The following is a 16,263-nucleotide window of genomic DNA, read 5'->3' on the forward strand; positions in this document are numbered from 1 at the left end:
GGTGGCTGGCAGTCGGGAACATGGAAGGAGACAGGCCATGCTGACCGCTCGTGACGTGACGATCCGCTTCGGGGGCGTCGTAGCCGTAAACAAAATGGAGATTGATGTCCGCCCCGGTGAAATCGTTGGCCTGATCGGGCCGAACGGAGCGGGCAAGACAACGTTCGTCAACGCGATTTCCGGAACCTACATTCCTGCCGAAGGTTCGATCCGGTGGCATGACGAGGAGATCGTCGGCCGATCCCCCAGTTACCTCGCCCGCATTGGCGTCGGTCGAACGTTCCAGAATGTTGCCTCGCTCAACGATCTGACGGTGCTCGATATAGTCAAGGTCGGTCGCTCGGTTCGCAAGCCGAGCGGTGGGTTGCGTCAGTTCTTTTTCGGCAACCGTCGCCAGGACAATGATCTGACCGACAAATTCCTGGAGCCACTCGGACTTGCGGATCACCGCGACAGCCCGTTGCAGGTGCTCTCCTACGGGCATCGCAAGGCTGTGGATATTGCCCGCGCACTGGCCGGAGAGCCGGACCTGCTTCTTCTTGACGAGCCGGTGGCGGGCGTCGCGCCGGCCGAGGCCTTCGCGCTGGCGGGCTTCGTCAAGCGCATTCGTGATCAACTGGGCTGCGCCGTCGTGATGGTGGAGCACAAGATGGACGTGGTCATGAGCACCTGTGATCGCATCGTCGTGATGGCGGCAGGCGCCAAGATTTTCGAAGGGTCAGGCGCAGGTGTCCAGTCGGATCCCGAGGTCCGTCGCGTATATCTGGGAGATGCGTGATGTTTACCCTGCAACTCGTTATCGCCGGCGTTGCTGTTGGAAGCGTCTACGCGCTGATCGCGCTCGGTATCGTGCTGATCTACAAATGCTCCGGTGTCGTCAATTTCGCCCAGGGCGGGTACGCCATGCTGGGGGCGTTCTTCACCTATGCCCTTGCTCAGGCCGGCCTTCATCCCGCGCTCGGTCTGCTGATTGCGGTGGTGCTGATGGGCGCGGTGGGTGCGCTGACTCAGATCCTGATCTTGAGGCCCATGCTGAAGGCGCCGGTCGTTGCGGTCATGATGGTGACGCTCGGCATCCTCATCACCTTCCGGGCCGTGTGCTTGTTCATCTGGGGACCGGACCAGCTTGCCTTTCCGCAATTGTTCCCGGCCGGTGTGATCGAACTGGGCGGCATCTTCATGACCTATAATTATATAGCGGCAGTCCTGCTATCGTCGGTTCTTTGTGCGGCATTTCTGGCGTTCTATCGCTATACGCCGCTTGGCCTCATGCAGCGTTGCACGGCGGACAATACCCGTGCTGCACTTGCGATCGGCATCGATGTGAGCAGGCAGGTGACAATTGCCTGGGTCGCATCGGCAATGCTGGCGGGGTTGGGCGGAGCGCTCCTCGCATCGCTCAACGGCCTCTCCGTAAACCTGTCGAATATCGGCCTCGTCGCCTTCCCGGTCATCGTACTTGGCGGCATGACCAGCCTCGTGGGGGCTGTGGTCGGCGGCGTCGTGCTCGGCGTATTGCAGGCTTTGACTGACGGCATGCTGACGCCGGCTATCGAACGCGTGCTGCGTGAGTACACGGAAATCTACTCTGTCGGCGCGCTTCAGCAGGTCATTCCCTATGCGTTGCTTGTCCTCGTTCTGCTGGTTCGTCCGCAGGGCATCTTTGGCACTAGAGAATCGGAACGGGTGTAGTCATGACTCTACGGCAAATCCTTATCCTGCTGGCGGTCGCGGCATGCATTCTGCTGCTGCTTCCCGGCCTGGGCCGCTATAGTGCCTACATCGTATACGTGGTTGCGATCGCATCGATCGGTGCGCTCGCCCTTAATCTCCTGATCGGCTATTGCGGCCAGATTTCCTTTGCTCATGGCGGACTGTTGGGCGTTGGCGCCTATGCTGCCGGAAATTTCGGCAATGCCGGTCAGGATATGGTCGTGGCGCTCGCCGGTGCGGGTTTCGTCACGGCGCTGATCAGCGTCATGATCGGGCTGCCGGCGCTTCGGCTGCGCGGTCTCTACTTCGCCATCGCAACCCTCGCAGCCCAGTTCATTCTGGAATATCTCTTCCGGCTGCTGGAGCCGCTGACCCATGGGGTCTCTGGTCTCCTCATCGAACCCGCGCCTTTCCTGGGGTTCGGCGTCTCGACCGACCGCGGCTATGCGGCCGTCTCAATCATCCTGCTCGTTCTGTCGTTGATTGGTGTTTCCCGGCTGTTGCGCACGGATCTCGGCCGCCGCTTCATCCTGATCCGTGACAGCGAAATGGTCGCTCGCGGCATGGGTATCAATGTGGCCCGCACGAAGTTCTGGGCCTTTGCTATCTCTGGTTTTTTGGCCGGTATTGCCGGTGGACTTCTGGCTTTCACGACACGGATCGCGGCTCCGGAGGCATTCGAGATCGCGCTGTCGGTGGACTACGTCGCGATGATCATAGTCGGCGGGCTAGGTTCCCTGCCGGGGGCGGTGATCGGCGCCTTCTTCGTGGTGCTGTTGCCGGAGGTCGTGCAGCGCCTGGGAGAGTACTTCAACGCTGCCACGCAGACATCCGCCATTCGCGAGATGATCTTCGGCCTCCTGATCATCCTGTTCATGATCTACGAGCCCCGTGGCCTCAATTCACTGGCCAGCCGCCTCTGGCGGCGCTGGCGGGGCGCTGGCACGAAACCCGCGAAAACCCCATCCGGAGCAATGGACCTGCGTCCCTCAAGCGAACCGGCTGAATGAGATAAGTAACACAAGGAGGAGGAATACAATGAGGAAAACCATCTACAGCCTTATGCTCGGCACTTTTCTGGCCGGTGCATCCAGCGCATCCGCTGCCGATATCACTGTCTGCATGTGGGGCACCATCACCGGGCCGGACGCCCTGCTGAACGGCATGTCCTACGGAACCCGCGACTACATCGAGTACATCAACCAGACACAGGGCGGCATCGCCGGCAACAAGATCAAGACGCTGCTTCTCGACGGCCGCTACAAGCTGGATGAGGAACAGAAGAACTATCGCCGTTGCGTGGGGGAGGAGAACGCTGTTTACGTCAAGGGCTGGTCGACAGGCGCCGTCAAGGCATTGCGTGACCAGATCCAGAGCGATGCCGTGCCCTTCATGACGGATTCCCATGCCAGCGAGGTGCTGGACCCGGCCAAACTGCCCTACATCTTTATGGCAGGCCCGACCTATGAGCAGCAATTGCTGATCGGCCTGCGGGCCGCCGCTGAGGCTGGTGGCAAGCGGGTTGTGGTCATGCACGCCAACAATGAATACGGCCGTGCGCCCGTCGAAGTCGTTCGCAAATCGGGTGAGATCGAGAAACTCGGGCTGGAACTGGTGGACCAGATCGAATTTCCGTTCGACACCCAAGACCTGACCGGCCAGATCCTGCGTCTCAAAAACCTTAATCCCGATGCGGTCTATATCCAGGCATCGACCCCGCAGGTTCTCGTGATCCTGCGAGATGCCGCCAAGGTCGGTTTGCCGGCAAGCCTGTTCACCGGCAACATCTACAACATCGCACCGGCCATCATCGAACAGCTTGGCCCGGCAGCCGAGGGTTTTCGCGCCATCCAGATCTATTCCGATTTCGGCTCCGATATCCCGGCGACGGCCGACATGAAGAAGTTCGAAGAAAACAACAAGATCGAGAAGCGGGACCCCTTCTATATGAAGGGCTGGTACGAGGGCATCGCCATGGTTGCAGCCATCCGCAAGGCTGTCGAAAAGGCCGGCGGCGTGCCGGACGATATCGTCGCTTTCCGCAAGTCGGTGCGCGACGAGATGGAAGGGCTGACAGGCCTCGATACCGGCGGCATTACCCCTCCCGTCTCCTACGCCAATCACCAAGGCACGACCCAGGCGCGCATCACGGAGATCAAGGATGGTGCCTATGTTCCCGTAAGCGACTGGATCGGTGCCCATTAAGCATCTCAAGGAAGGGACGTCCCGCAATGCTTAAAGTCAGCGGCATGAGCGTTCGCTATGATTCCGTCATCGTTGCCCTGAATGGGATAGATTTCGAGGCTGCGGAAGGCCGCGTCGTGGCTTTGCTCGGGCCGAACGGGGCGGGCAAATCCACCCTGCTGAAAGCGGTGGCGGGCATGCTCCCTTTTGAACAGGGAGATATCTCGGACGGACGCGTCGCGTTCAACGGCGCGTCCCTGAGCGGCAAACCCCCTGCGGCAATCACGCGGTCGGGTATCGCCCTGGTGCAGGATGGCCGGCAATGCTTCCGCAATCTCACCGTCGGTGAGAACCTCAGGGCCGCGTCCTTTCGTCATCCGAATGGTAGCTCGGCGCGGCTCGATCTGGTCCTGTCATACTTTCCGATCCTCGAGGAATTCCTCGACCGGCAGGCAGGTCTTCTGTCCGGTGGACAGTTGCAGATGCTGGTGATTGGTATGGCACTTATGCTGCAACCACGACTCCTGATGCTGGACGAGCCCAGTCTCGGTCTCTCGCCGGTGATGGTCCAGTCCGTCTTCGAAATTGTGGAGAGGCTGCATCGCGATCTCGGGATGACGGTCATCGTTGCCGAACAGACCGTGCCGCGTCTGATGCAGATTGCGGATGACGTCTACGTCCTGTCCCGGGGGCGTGTCGCCCTGCACGCGCCGCCGGGCGACATCAACGAGGAACGGCTGCAGCGGCTTTATCTGAGCTGAAGGTCGATCCCGAAAAAATGCCAGCAATCATGCCTCGCCGGAGGCTGGACCGTCGCTGTTCTGCGGCGCTCGCCGGCGAGCGCCAAGTTTTGAGAAAGGAAAACTGTGATGAGATTGAAAGACAAAATTGCGATCGTAACTGGCGGGGCAAGCGGTTTCGGCGAAGCGACGGCCCGCCGTTTTGCTGCCGAAGGCGCACGTGTCGTGATCGCGGATTTGCGGCTGGAGGCAGCACAGCGCGTCGCTTCTGAGATCGGTGGAGCCGCCCTTGCCGTTGCCGCCGATGTTGGCGTGGCTGACGATGTCGCCAATGTCGTGTCGGAAACCAGCAGGCATTTCGGGACACCCGACATCCTCGTGAACAATGCAGGCACCACCCATCCCAACCAGCCACTGCTGGAAACGGACGAGGCGTCCTTCGACCGTGTGTTCAGGGTCAATGTGAAGTCGATCTATCATTTCGTGCAGGCGGTCGTGCCGCTTATGCGGGATGCCGGGGGAGGGGTCATTCTCAATGTCGGATCGACGGCCGGGATCAGGCCGCGGCCGGGCCTGACGTGGTACAATGCCTCCAAAGGTGCAGTGAACCTGATGTCGCGATCGCTTGCGGCCGAACTCGCGCCTTGGAAAATCCGTGTGAACGCCCTTTGCCCCGTTGCTGGCGATACGCCGCTGCTCGCCGCTCTGATGGGGGTGCCGGATACGCCGGAGAACCGGCAGAAATTCATCTCCAGCATTCCGCTCAGCCGGTTGTGCCGGCCGTCGGATGTCGCCGCCGCGGCGCTCTACCTCGCGTCCGACGAGGCGGAGTTCATTACGGGTGTGGAGTTCCCGATCGATGGCGGCAGGACGATCTGAGGGTGGAAAGCCATCATGTCGGTAGGGAAAGCCTGACTGAAATACATCCATGACGATTCATGTGAACGACAGGAGAAAACAATGAACGTAGCGACGAAAATGCCCGAAGCCGTGATTGCGGACGATTTCCGCATGTTGATCGATGGCGAGCTTAAGGGTTCTGACAACCTTTTTGAAATCTACAATCCCGCGACCAATACGGTCATTGCCCACGCCCCGGATGCGACCAGACAGGACCTTGAAACTGCGGTTGCCGCCGCCCGGAGAGCCTTCAAGTCCTGGTCGCGCCTGAGTTGGGACGAACGGGGCGACTACATCACCCGGTTCGCCGACGTCATCGAGCAGCGTCGCGAAGAACTGACCACGATGCTCACGCTCGAGCAGGGCAAGCCGCGGCATACATTGGCGACGCGAGAGGTCGATCTCGCTATCCATTGGCTGAAGGGAATGGCCAAGCAGCGCCTGCACAATGAGATTCTGGAAGACAACGAACAGCATACGGTCGAAGTGCAGCACGCTCCGCTGGGCGTCGTCGGCGCGATAACGCCGTGGAATTTTCCGGTTCTCCTGAGCCTCTGGAAGATCGCGCCGTGCCTCGTGACAGGCAACACGATGGTTTTGAAGCCGTCTCCCTATACGCCGATGTGCACACTCTGGTTCGGGGAGATAGCAAAGGACATTTTCCCGCCGGGCGTCTTGAATTTCGTGTCCGGCGGCAACGATCTCGGCCAGTGGATCACCGAGCATCCCGGCATCAACAAGATCAGCTTCACCGGGTCGTCGGCGACGGGCAAGAAGGTGATGGCGTCGTCTTCCGTTAACCTCAAGAGGATCACGCTCGAACTGGGCGGCAACGACGCTGCCATCGTCATGCCCGATGCCGATCTCGATGAAGTGGTCCCGCAACTGTTCTGGGCCGCGTTCGGCAATTCCGGCCAATGGTGCATCGCGCCGAAGCGGATTTTCATCCATTCGTCGGTCTATCGTCAGTTCGCCGACAAATTCGTTGCCTTTGCCAAGGAAAAGAAGGTCGGCGACGGCATGTTGCCGGATACCGACCTCGGCCCCATTCAAAACAAGATGCAGTACGGGAAACTGCTCGACATGTTCGCTGACATTCGCGCGAAGGGCTACGAGGTCTTGCTGGGTGGCCAGATCGACGAGAGCCTGGCGGGCAATTTCGTCCCCGTCACAATCGTTGACAATCCGCCGGATGACAGCCGGATCGTGCGGGAGGAGCCATTTGGACCCGTCGTGCCGCTGCTGTCCTACGAAACCTTCGACGAGGTGATCGAACGCGCCAACGATACGGACTACGGGCTGGGGGGATCCGTCTGGGGCCGGGATCGTGCGAAAGCGATCGAAGTGGCCAACCAGTTGGAAACAGGCACCGTCTGGGTCAACGAGATCCAGGTCCACGGCGTCACCCTGCCGCTCGCCGGGCACAAGCAATCTGGCATGGGAGCGGAGAACGGAGAGGAGGGGTTGTGTGAATTCACCAACACCAAGACATTGATGTTCAAGAAGTAATCCATTCGGTTCATCGATGCGATCAAGGAAGAGGCGCCGCAGGCATGCGGCGCCTCAGGGGAGACTTTTGTCTGCGCTCCGGCGCGTTTCATTGGGGAGGAGAATACCATGAAAGTACTTTTGCGCTCGGCATTGGCTATCTTTGCCGCAGTCTCCGTCACAGGTCAGGTAGCGGCTGAAGGACTCGACGAACTGTCGCCGGATGTCGCGGCCTACTACCAGGGGCTTGATCCGGAACAACCAACGGGGGCTTCGGCCTATCGCGACTTCAAACCGCGCAAGGGGCCGCCTTGGACCATCGGATATGCGAGCTCGTACGCGGGCAATACCTATCGCGCCGCCGCCATGGATCGCTTGATGAAGGAGCTTCTCCCAAAATACAAAGAAGCGGGTCTCGTCAACGACGTCATCGTGACGCAGTCCAATCTCAACGACGCCACGCAGATCCAGCAAATCCGGCAGCTTGTCGATCAAGGCGCGGATGCCATAATCCTATGCTGCTCGAATCCGGTCGCACTGAACAGGGCTGTCGAATATGCCTATAGAAAAGGCGTCCCTGTTATCAACTGGTCAGGATATCTGACGTCTCCTTATTCGATAAACGCCTCCGCGAACTATACCGACGGCGGATACCAGGTCGCCAAGCAACTGATCGAGGAAACTGGAGGCAAGGGCAATTTCCTGCTGGTTTCCGGCATTCCCGGGGCGGCATCATCCGAATCCTTCGACAATGGCGCCCGCAAAGCGCTCGCGGAGTTTCCTGAAGTCAAGCTTGTCGGCCAGGTCGCCGGCAACTGGACGGACCAGATCGCCCAGACGGAAGTCCAGAAATGGCTTGCGACGAATTCGGTCGAGCTTGCCGGCATCATCACTCAGGGCGCGCAGGAAACCGGCGTCCTCAAAGCGGTTCTCCAGTCTGGACGCAAGGTTATGCCCATGTCGCAGACGGGCGCGGCAGGACCGGCCTGCTACATGAAAAAGAACCCTGAATGGCTGAAATACGCCTTCCACATGTGGCCGCCGGCAGACGAGATGGAACTAGGTTTCAACGTTCTGATGAGAACCCTACAGGGTCAGGGACCGAAGGTGCAGTCGATCATCCGCTCGGTCTACCGGGTCAGCGCAGCCGAATACACGGCCAAGGTTTCGGATGATTGCTCGATCGATGATCCCTCCTTCGTCGAACCCGGCATTTCGAGGTGGTTCCCCGATGAGCGTGCCGCCGACTATTTCCTGCACCCCAGCGATCCCTTGACCTGGAAGCCGACCAACTGAGGGTTTTCGCGAGCGGGTCTCAGCCCGCTCGCCAGTTTTATGGAGGAATCGATCATGACGGGCATTCTCGTGCAGGGTGTCAGCAAGTCGTTTGGCGAGACGCGCGCACTCACCGATGCAAGCCTCGCGGCTGACATGGGCGAGGTGCACGCTATCGTGGGAGAGAACGGCAGCGGTAAGAGCACGCTCGCAAAGATAATATCCGGCGTTCTCGCACCCGATGGAGGGACGGTGGACGTGCTGGGTGAGACGCCTGGTAACCCATGCCATGCGCGGCGGCTCGGCGTCGCTCCCATTTTTCAGGAAATGATGCTCGCCGAACAGCTGTCGATCGCTGAAAACGTCTTCGCAGGAAGCGACGGCCTGCTTTGCCGCACCCTTTCCGCGAAGGCAAGAAACGCCGAAGCGAAGGCGTTGCTGGAGCGGCTGAGCGGCCAGGCGGTCGATCCGACGGCGAGGGTTTCAGATCTTCCGCTTCATCTAAAACAATGGGTCGTGCTTGCCCGCGCCATTTGCATCCAGCCCAGGGTGCTCATACTGGATGAATCCTCGGCGGCTCTCGATCTCGCTGGAACGGAGCGACTTCACGCGGAAATTCGCCGATTACGCGACGGCGGCGCCTGCATCCTGATTGTCACGCATCGCATCGCCGAACTCGTCAGGATCGCCGACAAGGCGACTGTGCTCAGGGATGGCCGGACGGTGGGAACGCTGTCCAAATTCGAAATCACCGAACAGAATCTGTTGAAGCTGATGTCGGCGGAGAAACCGCCGGCAAAGGTGCAGCTCGATCCGTCGAAAACGGCGCGTTCGTCCTCTGCGCTTGTGCTCCGTTGCGAAGCCCTTCAATTGGCCCGCGAGACGACGCCTTTCGGTTTCGAATTGCGGGAAGGCGAGATCGTCGGGGTCGCGGGCCTGGATGGTGCCGGGCATGCCGAATTCATTCGCACAGTCGCCGGTATCGACCTTCCTTCCAGCGGTTCGGTCACTATCTTCGGAAGCCACGGCCAGTCCATTGAAATCCGGTCGATCGAAGAGGCTGGCGCCGCCGGGCTGAGCTATGTTTCGGGTGACAGGAAGAAGGAAGGCATCTTCCCCGCGCTTTCGACTTTCGAGAACTTCGCTATGGCTCCCTATGGGTGTCACCGGGACAGGACCGGATTGATAGATGCCGGTTCGCTGCGTGGATCGTTCGCCCGAGAGGTCGCCCGCCTTGGCATCAAGGTGGGACCGCCGAACGACAGAATCACTTCGCTGTCCGGGGGCAATCAGCAAAAGGTCCTGATTGCCAGGGCCTTCGCGGCGCAGCCGAAAGTGATCGTACTCAACGATCCGGCAAGAGGTGTCGATATCGGCACCAAACAAGAGCTCTACCGCCAGCTCGTCGCGTTCTCCCAGACAGGTGGAGCTGTGATCTATCTCTCTTCGGAAATCGAGGAGTTCTTCGACTTCGCCGATCGGGTGGACGTGTTCGTACAGACCACTCTTCACAGGAGCCTGCCATCCCGCGATCTCAGTGAAGAGGCCCTGCTTTACGCCATGTTCGGGCGCCTGGCGGACGCGGTTTCGCCCATAACGGTTGAGGAGATGGCATGATGACGGACATTCTCAAACGCCTGCCAGCGGGGACGAGTCTGGCCATGCCCCTCGGTCTGGTTGCGCTATTGCTTCTGCTGTCGGCTGTCTTCAGCCCGCAACTTTTCACGATCGACGGCATAGCCGGCGCGATCCTTGTCAGCGCTCCGCTGATTGTCGCCGCCATGGCGATCACGCCGATTGCGATGGCGGGACGCGGCGGTGTCGATCTCTCGATCGGCCCGCTGATCGGCTTCATCAATGTGACGATCGTCGCGTGGCTGCAGCCGCATGGCTTCGGCACCCCGGTCATGGTCTTTGCCTACGCGATGCTTGCCGCCTGCGCCTGGTATGCCTTGCTTGCCACCGTCATCACGATCGTCCGTGTAAGCCCGATCATCGTCATGCTTGCGGGCTATATGGTGCTCGCGGGGCTTGATCTGGTCATTCTGCCTCGACCCTCCGGCAGCGCGCCGGAATGGCTGGGAGATTGGGGCTTCGGCACGGAGATCTTCTCGCCGGTGCTGGCGATCCTGCTTATCTCGGGGTTCGCCTGGGGTCTGCTTCGTTCCACGGCCCTGTTCGACAACATCGAGTTGCTTGGTGCCGACGAAAGGACCGCGTACACGGCGGGCCTTGCGACAGACCGTGTGCGGCTTGCCGCCTATGTCGTCGGCGGCCTGCTCGCGGCGATGGCGGCGATCTGCCAGACGGCAGTCATCGGTTCGGGCGATCCAACCCAGGGCAATCGCATAACGCTGCAGGCCATCACGGCGCTTGTACTTGGAGGGACCGCGCTTTCCGGCGGCAGGGGCAGCGCCACCGGCAGCGCGCTGGGCGCCATCGCCATGTTCCTGATCTCCAACCTCCTGTCCTCATTCAATTTCGGTGCAATGTCCGGCTTCATTACCCAGGCGGTGTATGGCCTTGTGCTGGTGCTGACCCTCCTTGCAACCTTGATCCGTTTTCGGTCGAAACCTGTCAAAGGAGCCTCAGATGGCCGTTCATGAAACCATACCTGGCGTTACGCGGCCTTTTCCACTTGCCTGGAATCTAGAGCACAAAGGTGTCGTCTTTGGCGCTGCCATTCTGATAGCTTTATGCCTTGCCGGCGCCGTGCTGGTGCCGGGCTTCCTCTCGGGCTCGAACATCCGCTCGATCCTTCTGCTCGCGGCCTTTCTCGGCCTGGCAGCGATGGGGCAGACCTTCGTGGCGCTGTTAGGAGGACTGGATCTCTCGATTCCGTTCGTTATCGGTTCGGCCAACATCGGACTTGCGGCTCTTCTTGGGGCAGGAGTTCCCGCACTCCCCGCCATCGTTCTGATCGTTCTCGTTGGCGCCGGCGTCGGCCTGCTGAACGCGCTTCTGAGTTTCAGCCTGCAGAATCAAGCGCTTATTGTCAGCCTTGGCGTGGGCTTTACACTGGTGGGGCTTTCCCAGGTGCTCACGAGCATCGGAAACGCCTATGGCGGCAATGTCATGGGAGCTGTTCCCGCACTTCTTGCGCACATATCGGCCGCCAATGGAACCACATTCGGCCTGCCGGTCCCGCCGGTCGTGCTGATCTGGGTGTGCGCCACTATTGCGGTCTCCTTCCTGATGAGACGATCACGGATCGGGCGCGGCTTCTACGCGGTCGGCGGCAACCGCATCGCCGCGGCACGACTGTCGATATCGGCATTCCGATACTGGATCTACGCCTACTGCCTTTCCGGCGCTCTCGCCGCAACGACGGGAATCCTTTTGCTGGGTTTTTCCGGCGGCGGCTTCGTCGGTGTGGGCGACTCCTATCTGTTCACCACCATCGCTGCGGTCGTTCTGGGAGGCACCTCGTTGCTGGGTGGGGCGGGAGGAAGCACGCAAACCGTCATCGGAGTTCTGGTGTTGCAGGTGCTGACGTCTCTGCTCGTGGGACTCGGCTTCAGCTTCGCGGCGCAACAGGTGGTCTTCGGTCTGATGATCGTACCCATGGTCGCGATCTACGCCCGCAGCCCGGAGATAAGGCTGCAGATCTGACGCCGATCGCCGACTGGTGATTTCGGCTGCGACACGACATCCGGAACGCTGGCGACAATCAAGTATCAAAGGGAGGAGAAAACTATGGGGTATTTCAGTAGCGGCAAACCGTCCGATCTCGATCAGCTGGTCGATGCCTATAGAAGGGGCGCGATGACGCGGCGCGGCTTCGTCCGAGGGGCTCTTGCACTTGGCGCCAGCGCCGGCATGGCGGGTGCATTGGCCACATCGTGGTCAGGCACCGCCTTGGCTGCCTCGACAAAGGTCGCCACGAAGCCGGCAGATTCATTTGACTACATCGTAATCGGCACTGGATCTGCAGGATCTGCCGTCGTGTATCAACTTGCCAAGACCGGCGCCAGTATTCTGGTGCTCGAAGCGGGCCGGGAGGACGACCTCGATGAGGTGCATGACGCGCGCCTTTGGACCCACTCTCTCGGCACGGATGCCACGAAGTGGTTCGATACGACGCCGCAAAACTACGCTGATAGCCGGCAAATCCGGTGGCCGCGCGGCAATGTCGTCGGCGGAACCTCGGCGCTCAACGCCATGATATACGCGCGCGGGCACCGAAGCGACTATGACAGCTGGGCCTATGCCGGAAACACAGGTTGGTCGTTCGATGAGGTTCTTCCGCACTTCATCGCAATGGAAACTTATGAGCCCGGCGGGCGGAACCGCGGCACCTCCGGTCCAATCCTTGTCAGCCAGCCCAACGGAGACAAGAAGCATGAAGGCGCTGTCGCCTTCATGGACGCCTGCACGTCGCTTGGCTACCAGGAAACCCCGTCCTTCAACTCCGACCGTATGGAAGGCCAGGCCTGGGTTGACTTCAATATCAAGGACCAGCGCCGACAGTCGTCCGCCACGGCATTTCTGCGTCCTGCCATGAGGGGTGGGAACATCACGCTCCTGACGGATGCGCCGGTAGTGAAGCTTGATCTCGAAGGCACGCGTTGCAGGGGTGTAACATATCTTCACAATGGCGAGGCTGTGTCGATTAGGGCGGCGCGCGAGGTGATTCTGTCGGCCGGCGCCATCGATAGCCCCAGGCTTCTGATGCTGTCCGGAATCGGCATTGCGGCGGATCTGAAGACCATCGGCATCAAGCCGCACGTGGATCTGCCTGTCGGCCAGGGGCTGCAGGACCATGTGCTGGGTGCGGGCGTCAACTACGAGGCCAAGGCGCCCGTTCCGGTCTCCCACTACAACCATTCCGAAGTCTATATGTGGGAGCGTTCGGACAGCCGTCTTCCCGCGCCCGACATGATCATGCTCTATGTGTCGCTTCCCTTTGCATCGTCTGGCCACAAGCTCGACTATGAGGATGGGTACTGCATCCTGTCCGGTGTTTCACGACCGCATTCGCGCGGCTATCTGAAGCTCGCCTCATCCGATCCCAGGGCTGCGCCTATCGTTGAACCTAACTACCTGAAGGAGGATCAGGATTGGGTCGCCTACAAGCGCGCGACGGAAATCTGCCGGGAGATCGGCGCGGCAAAGACCTATGACCCCTTTCGGAAAAGAGAAAGCCTTCCGGGCAAGGACGGCGAGCTTAACGATGCCGAATGGCGCGCCTTCCTGGCGAAGTCGCTTGCCACATACTTTCATCCCACATCGACGTGCCGGATGGGTGTCGGCGAGGAGGCGGTCGTCGATCCGGAATTGAAGGTTCACGGTGTCGAAGGGCTGCGGGTGGCGGATGCGTCGATCATGCCGTCGATCACAACCTCCAACACAAACGTTCCGTCAATGATGATCGGCTGGAAATGCGGAGATATGATCACGAAGACGGTTTAGGCTCAGGGGCTCCTGACCGAGCGGGTATATGACCGATCAAGTCGTCGCATCACTAGCGACGATTTGATATCGCGTATCCAGCTTCGAACCGGGGACCCGCGGCTCCGGATTTCATCGGGGGCCATGTTCCCGATCTCGAACCTGCTGTCGGCATTGAATTTCGGGGCGATGACAGACCTGGTGCTGGTCCTGACAGTGCGTTCGAGCCGGATCCGCTTCTCGAAGAAAACTCAGGAAGGAACTTCCGGTGACGTCTGGTTAATCCCTTGCGGCCCATGCGGCATTGCTCCGCGCCGCATCGCAACCGGAAAACAAGTGCGTCGTTCTTCGGAATGGCGACCATAGGCCAGGCACTCGTGACGCTTCTCGGCGGTGGCACTTGGGGGGGGGCGTCACTGCTTGGCGGCGTCGGTGGATGTACACAGACCGTCATCGGCTTCATGGCCGTGCAGATCCTTCGCCTCTTTGTTTGTTGTATTTGGCCTGAACTTCGTTGGTCCGCAGGTCGCATTTGGCTTGATGATCGCACCAATGGTCGCTGTCCATGTCAGCGCATACCTATTATTTCCAGATCTAGGGGCTCAAAATGAAGTATTGGCGGCGAGTAAAACAATCCGGTGTTGTAATCGCTTTGTTTTGCGCATTCGGAATTATTCTTGCTGTCTCTGGCGCCGTGGCAATGACGGTTAGCCTTGCACTCAACGCAGCACAGAGAAATTCAGAGGCATTGGTCAATGACATGATGCCTCGGTTCGCGGCGGCGAAAAACATTCAACTTCAATTCCTTCAGTTGCAGGCAGCCTATTTTACGTCGATCACTGGTACTTCGGACGAAGTCCGCCTGGTGGCCGAAAAGCAGGTCGAGGAAATAAGGACGTATTCTACAAGTGCGTTGGGTGACATCGAAAAGGGCATAAGCGGTGAGCAGGAAAAGGAGCTCGTTGTTGTCGTTCGAAGTGGATTTGAGGGCTTCGAGAAATTGGATGGGAGCATATTGAATTTTGCGCATATGAATATGCAGGATGCCGCCACTGGAATGCTTGCAAATGCGGTCGAGGCCGGTCAGGCGGGTTTCAAGGCGACGGAAGAACTCGTACGGCTGGTGCAAGACCGTGCGACAACAATGGCCGAGCAAGCAAACAAATCGGCGGCCGAGGCTAAATTACTTGTGCTTGCGATGATCGGCGTTTTGATGGGAATTGTTATCGCGGCTTCCATCTATGTTTTGCTGCAGATAGCGCGCCCGGTCAGGCGAATAATTCGGTCGATGAACGATCTTGTAGCAGGCGATGTGCATCGACCAATTCCCTATGTTGCGAGAGCAGATGAGATCGGTTTGATTGCGGGTGCTGTCGAGATTTTCCGCAAAGCCGCAATCAAGCGGCTGGATATAGAACAGCAAGCTGAACAAGCGCGCAACTCGTTGGAGTCGGAGCGCGTAAAGCTCGCTGCGGAAGCTGAGCGTTCTGCCAATGAGAAACTGGCAAAGGCTACATCTGGCCTGGCCGCAGGGTTGAGAAGTCTGGCTGCTGGTTTCCTCGATTTCCAGCTCGTCGAGCCGTTTTCAGCTGAGTTTGATGCACTGAGAGAAGACCTGAATGCAGCCGTCGAAAGTCTCTGTGCGGCGCTCACTTCGGTTGCCATCTCAACCGAACAGATTGCAGCTGGAGCAACAACTCTTCGTGACGGTATATCGAGCCTATCGATAAGGACCGAGAGACAGGCAGGGTCGCTAGAGGAAACGTCGCGCGCTTTGAACGAGATCACGGACACCGTTCGCAGCGATTCTGATCGAACAATGGAAATCGAACGCATTGTTGCGGCCGCGGCCTCTGACGCCAAATCCACTTTCAAGACGAAGTGTCCTCAAAACAGATTTCGGGTATTGCAACGGTCATCGACCAGATCGCGTTTCAGACCAATCTCCTTGCCCTTAACGCGGGCGTAGAAGCAGCGCGAGCGGGAGACGCCGGGAAGGGTTTTGCAGTCGTGGCGCACGAAGTGCGAGAACTTGCGCAGCGTTCGGCATCCGCCGCCAAGGAAATTGAGCAACTGATCGGAAACTCGGAGAAACAAGTTCAGGGCGGCGTGATACTCGTCGGTGAAACTGGGGATGCCTTGCGATTAATTGAAGCCCAGATGGGAATGATCCATCAACATATTTCGACGATAGCAGGGTCGGTAAAGTCTCAGGCTGGCGCTTTGATCGAGGTCAACAGAGCCGTTTCTCAAATGGGTAATATGACCCAACAAAACGCCGCGATGGTAGAGGAGACGAATGCCTCGATCGCTTCATTGGCCAACGAAGCTGCAGGCCTCGATGCACTTGTGGCCAAGTTTCGGTTAGGTAGCAATCACGCGAATGCTCCGCAGGACACCATTCGTGCATCAGCATGATTGATACTGCATTGGCGAATAACATCACCCGTCGCAATCAGCCACTGCTGGAAGCGGACGCGGCGTACTTTGATCGTGTGTTCCACGCCGCTCTGATAGGTGTTCAGGATACGCCGGAGAGCCGGCAGAAATTTATCTCCAGCATTCCGCTCAC

Annotated in this window: 15 protein-coding genes; all 15 read left to right on the top strand. The window is 59.3% G+C overall.

Translation table 11 applies throughout. From position 1 onward, the window contains the following. Positions 1-37 precede the first annotated feature (37 nt). The 15 genes from DEM27_RS25745 to DEM27_RS25810 all read left to right on the top strand — a co-directional run bounded on the left by DEM27_RS25745 (position 38) and on the right by DEM27_RS25810 (position 16,109). On the top strand, positions 38-778 hold the full coding sequence (locus DEM27_RS25745; protein ID WP_245446113.1) for an ABC transporter ATP-binding protein: 741 nt from the start codon (positions 38-40) through the stop codon (positions 776-778). After that, complete coding sequence (locus DEM27_RS25750) at positions 778-1,692, top strand: branched-chain amino acid ABC transporter permease (protein WP_109461112.1); 915 nt, start codon at positions 778-780, stop codon at positions 1,690-1,692. The genes DEM27_RS25745 and DEM27_RS25750 overlap by 1 nt, the downstream gene beginning before the upstream one ends. A 2-nt stretch (positions 1,693-1,694) precedes the next feature. Further along, positions 1,695-2,723, top strand: a complete 1,029-nt coding sequence (locus DEM27_RS25755) for a branched-chain amino acid ABC transporter permease (protein WP_109461113.1) — start codon at positions 1,695-1,697, stop codon at positions 2,721-2,723. A gap of 28 nt (positions 2,724-2,751) precedes the next feature. After that, positions 2,752-3,918: an ABC transporter substrate-binding protein gene (locus DEM27_RS25760; RefSeq protein WP_245446116.1), complete on the top strand. Its 1,167-nt coding sequence runs from the start codon at positions 2,752-2,754 to the stop codon at positions 3,916-3,918. A 26-nt stretch (positions 3,919-3,944) separates the two neighbouring features. Beyond that, positions 3,945-4,658, top strand: coding sequence for an ABC transporter ATP-binding protein (locus DEM27_RS25765; RefSeq protein WP_109461114.1), 714 nt, complete (start codon positions 3,945-3,947; stop codon positions 4,656-4,658). A gap of 108 nt (positions 4,659-4,766) precedes the next feature. Then, positions 4,767-5,516 (top strand): SDR family oxidoreductase, encoded by a 750-nt coding sequence (locus tag DEM27_RS25770; protein WP_109461115.1) that lies wholly within the window; start codon positions 4,767-4,769, stop codon positions 5,514-5,516. Positions 5,517-5,597: 81 nt separating this feature from the next. Next, positions 5,598-7,046, top strand: a complete 1,449-nt coding sequence (locus tag DEM27_RS25775) for an aldehyde dehydrogenase family protein (protein ID WP_109461116.1) — start codon at positions 5,598-5,600, stop codon at positions 7,044-7,046. 108 nt (positions 7,047-7,154) lie between these two features. Next, the gene (locus DEM27_RS25780; RefSeq protein ID WP_109461117.1) at positions 7,155-8,321 is read left to right on the top strand and encodes an ABC transporter substrate-binding protein; all 1,167 of its coding nucleotides are present in this window, start codon (positions 7,155-7,157) and stop codon (positions 8,319-8,321) included. A gap of 54 nt (positions 8,322-8,375) precedes the next feature. Continuing rightward, positions 8,376-9,917: a sugar ABC transporter ATP-binding protein gene (locus DEM27_RS25785; protein ID WP_109461118.1), complete on the top strand. Its 1,542-nt coding sequence runs from the start codon at positions 8,376-8,378 to the stop codon at positions 9,915-9,917. Further along, on the top strand, positions 9,914-10,906 hold the full coding sequence (locus DEM27_RS25790) for an ABC transporter permease (RefSeq protein WP_109461119.1): 993 nt from the start codon (positions 9,914-9,916) through the stop codon (positions 10,904-10,906). Before DEM27_RS25785 ends, DEM27_RS25790 begins: the two co-directional genes overlap by 4 nt. Continuing rightward, a complete protein-coding gene (locus tag DEM27_RS25795; RefSeq protein ID WP_109461120.1) occupies positions 10,893-11,912 on the top strand; it encodes an ABC transporter permease in 1,020 nt (339 codons plus the stop codon). The genes DEM27_RS25790 and DEM27_RS25795 overlap by 14 nt, the downstream gene beginning before the upstream one ends. A gap of 84 nt (positions 11,913-11,996) precedes the next feature. Next, positions 11,997-13,712, top strand: a complete 1,716-nt coding sequence (locus tag DEM27_RS25800; protein WP_205908963.1) for a GMC family oxidoreductase — start codon at positions 11,997-11,999, stop codon at positions 13,710-13,712. A 123-nt stretch (positions 13,713-13,835) separates the two neighbouring features. Next, positions 13,836-14,057 (top strand): hypothetical protein, encoded by a 222-nt coding sequence (locus DEM27_RS33685; protein WP_128755571.1) that lies wholly within the window; start codon positions 13,836-13,838, stop codon positions 14,055-14,057. A 241-nt stretch (positions 14,058-14,298) separates the two neighbouring features. After that, the gene (locus DEM27_RS25805; protein WP_109461121.1) at positions 14,299-15,660 is read left to right on the top strand and encodes a methyl-accepting chemotaxis protein; all 1,362 of its coding nucleotides are present in this window, start codon (positions 14,299-14,301) and stop codon (positions 15,658-15,660) included. Beyond that, positions 15,573-16,109, top strand: a complete 537-nt coding sequence (locus DEM27_RS25810; RefSeq protein WP_280954537.1) for a methyl-accepting chemotaxis protein — start codon at positions 15,573-15,575, stop codon at positions 16,107-16,109. Before DEM27_RS25805 ends, DEM27_RS25810 begins: the two co-directional genes overlap by 88 nt. Positions 16,110-16,263 lie beyond the last annotated feature (154 nt).

Origin of the sequence: Rhizobium album (assembly GCF_003122325.1) — a bacterium.
Classification (GTDB): Bacteria; Pseudomonadota; Alphaproteobacteria; order Rhizobiales; family Rhizobiaceae; genus Metarhizobium; species Metarhizobium album.

Bases quoted from the DNA above. Each gene is read 5' to 3' on its own strand.
- DEM27_RS25800 (WP_205908963.1), top strand. From the start codon at position 11,997: ATGGGGTATTTCAGTAGCGGCAAACCGTCCGATCTCGATCAGCTGGTC.
- DEM27_RS25765 (WP_109461114.1), top strand. From the start codon at position 3,945: ATGCTTAAAGTCAGCGGCATGAGCGTTCGCTATGATTCCGTCATCGTT.
- DEM27_RS25750 (WP_109461112.1), top strand. From the start codon at position 778: ATGTTTACCCTGCAACTCGTTATCGCCGGCGTTGCTGTTGGAAGCGTC.
- DEM27_RS25770 (WP_109461115.1), top strand. From the start codon at position 4,767: ATGAGATTGAAAGACAAAATTGCGATCGTAACTGGCGGGGCAAGCGGT.
- DEM27_RS25780 (WP_109461117.1), top strand. From the start codon at position 7,155: ATGAAAGTACTTTTGCGCTCGGCATTGGCTATCTTTGCCGCAGTCTCC.
- DEM27_RS25775 (WP_109461116.1), top strand. From the start codon at position 5,598: ATGAACGTAGCGACGAAAATGCCCGAAGCCGTGATTGCGGACGATTTC.
- DEM27_RS25755 (WP_109461113.1), top strand. From the start codon at position 1,695: ATGACTCTACGGCAAATCCTTATCCTGCTGGCGGTCGCGGCATGCATT.
- DEM27_RS25745 (WP_245446113.1), top strand. From the start codon at position 38: ATGCTGACCGCTCGTGACGTGACGATCCGCTTCGGGGGCGTCGTAGCC.
- DEM27_RS25760 (WP_245446116.1), top strand. From the start codon at position 2,752: ATGAGGAAAACCATCTACAGCCTTATGCTCGGCACTTTTCTGGCCGGT.
- DEM27_RS25785 (WP_109461118.1), top strand. From the start codon at position 8,376: ATGACGGGCATTCTCGTGCAGGGTGTCAGCAAGTCGTTTGGCGAGACG.
- DEM27_RS25795 (WP_109461120.1), top strand. From the start codon at position 10,893: ATGGCCGTTCATGAAACCATACCTGGCGTTACGCGGCCTTTTCCACTT.
- DEM27_RS25805 (WP_109461121.1), top strand. From the start codon at position 14,299: ATGAAGTATTGGCGGCGAGTAAAACAATCCGGTGTTGTAATCGCTTTG.
- DEM27_RS33685 (WP_128755571.1), top strand. From the start codon at position 13,836: ATGTTCCCGATCTCGAACCTGCTGTCGGCATTGAATTTCGGGGCGATG.
- DEM27_RS25790 (WP_109461119.1), top strand. From the start codon at position 9,914: ATGATGACGGACATTCTCAAACGCCTGCCAGCGGGGACGAGTCTGGCC.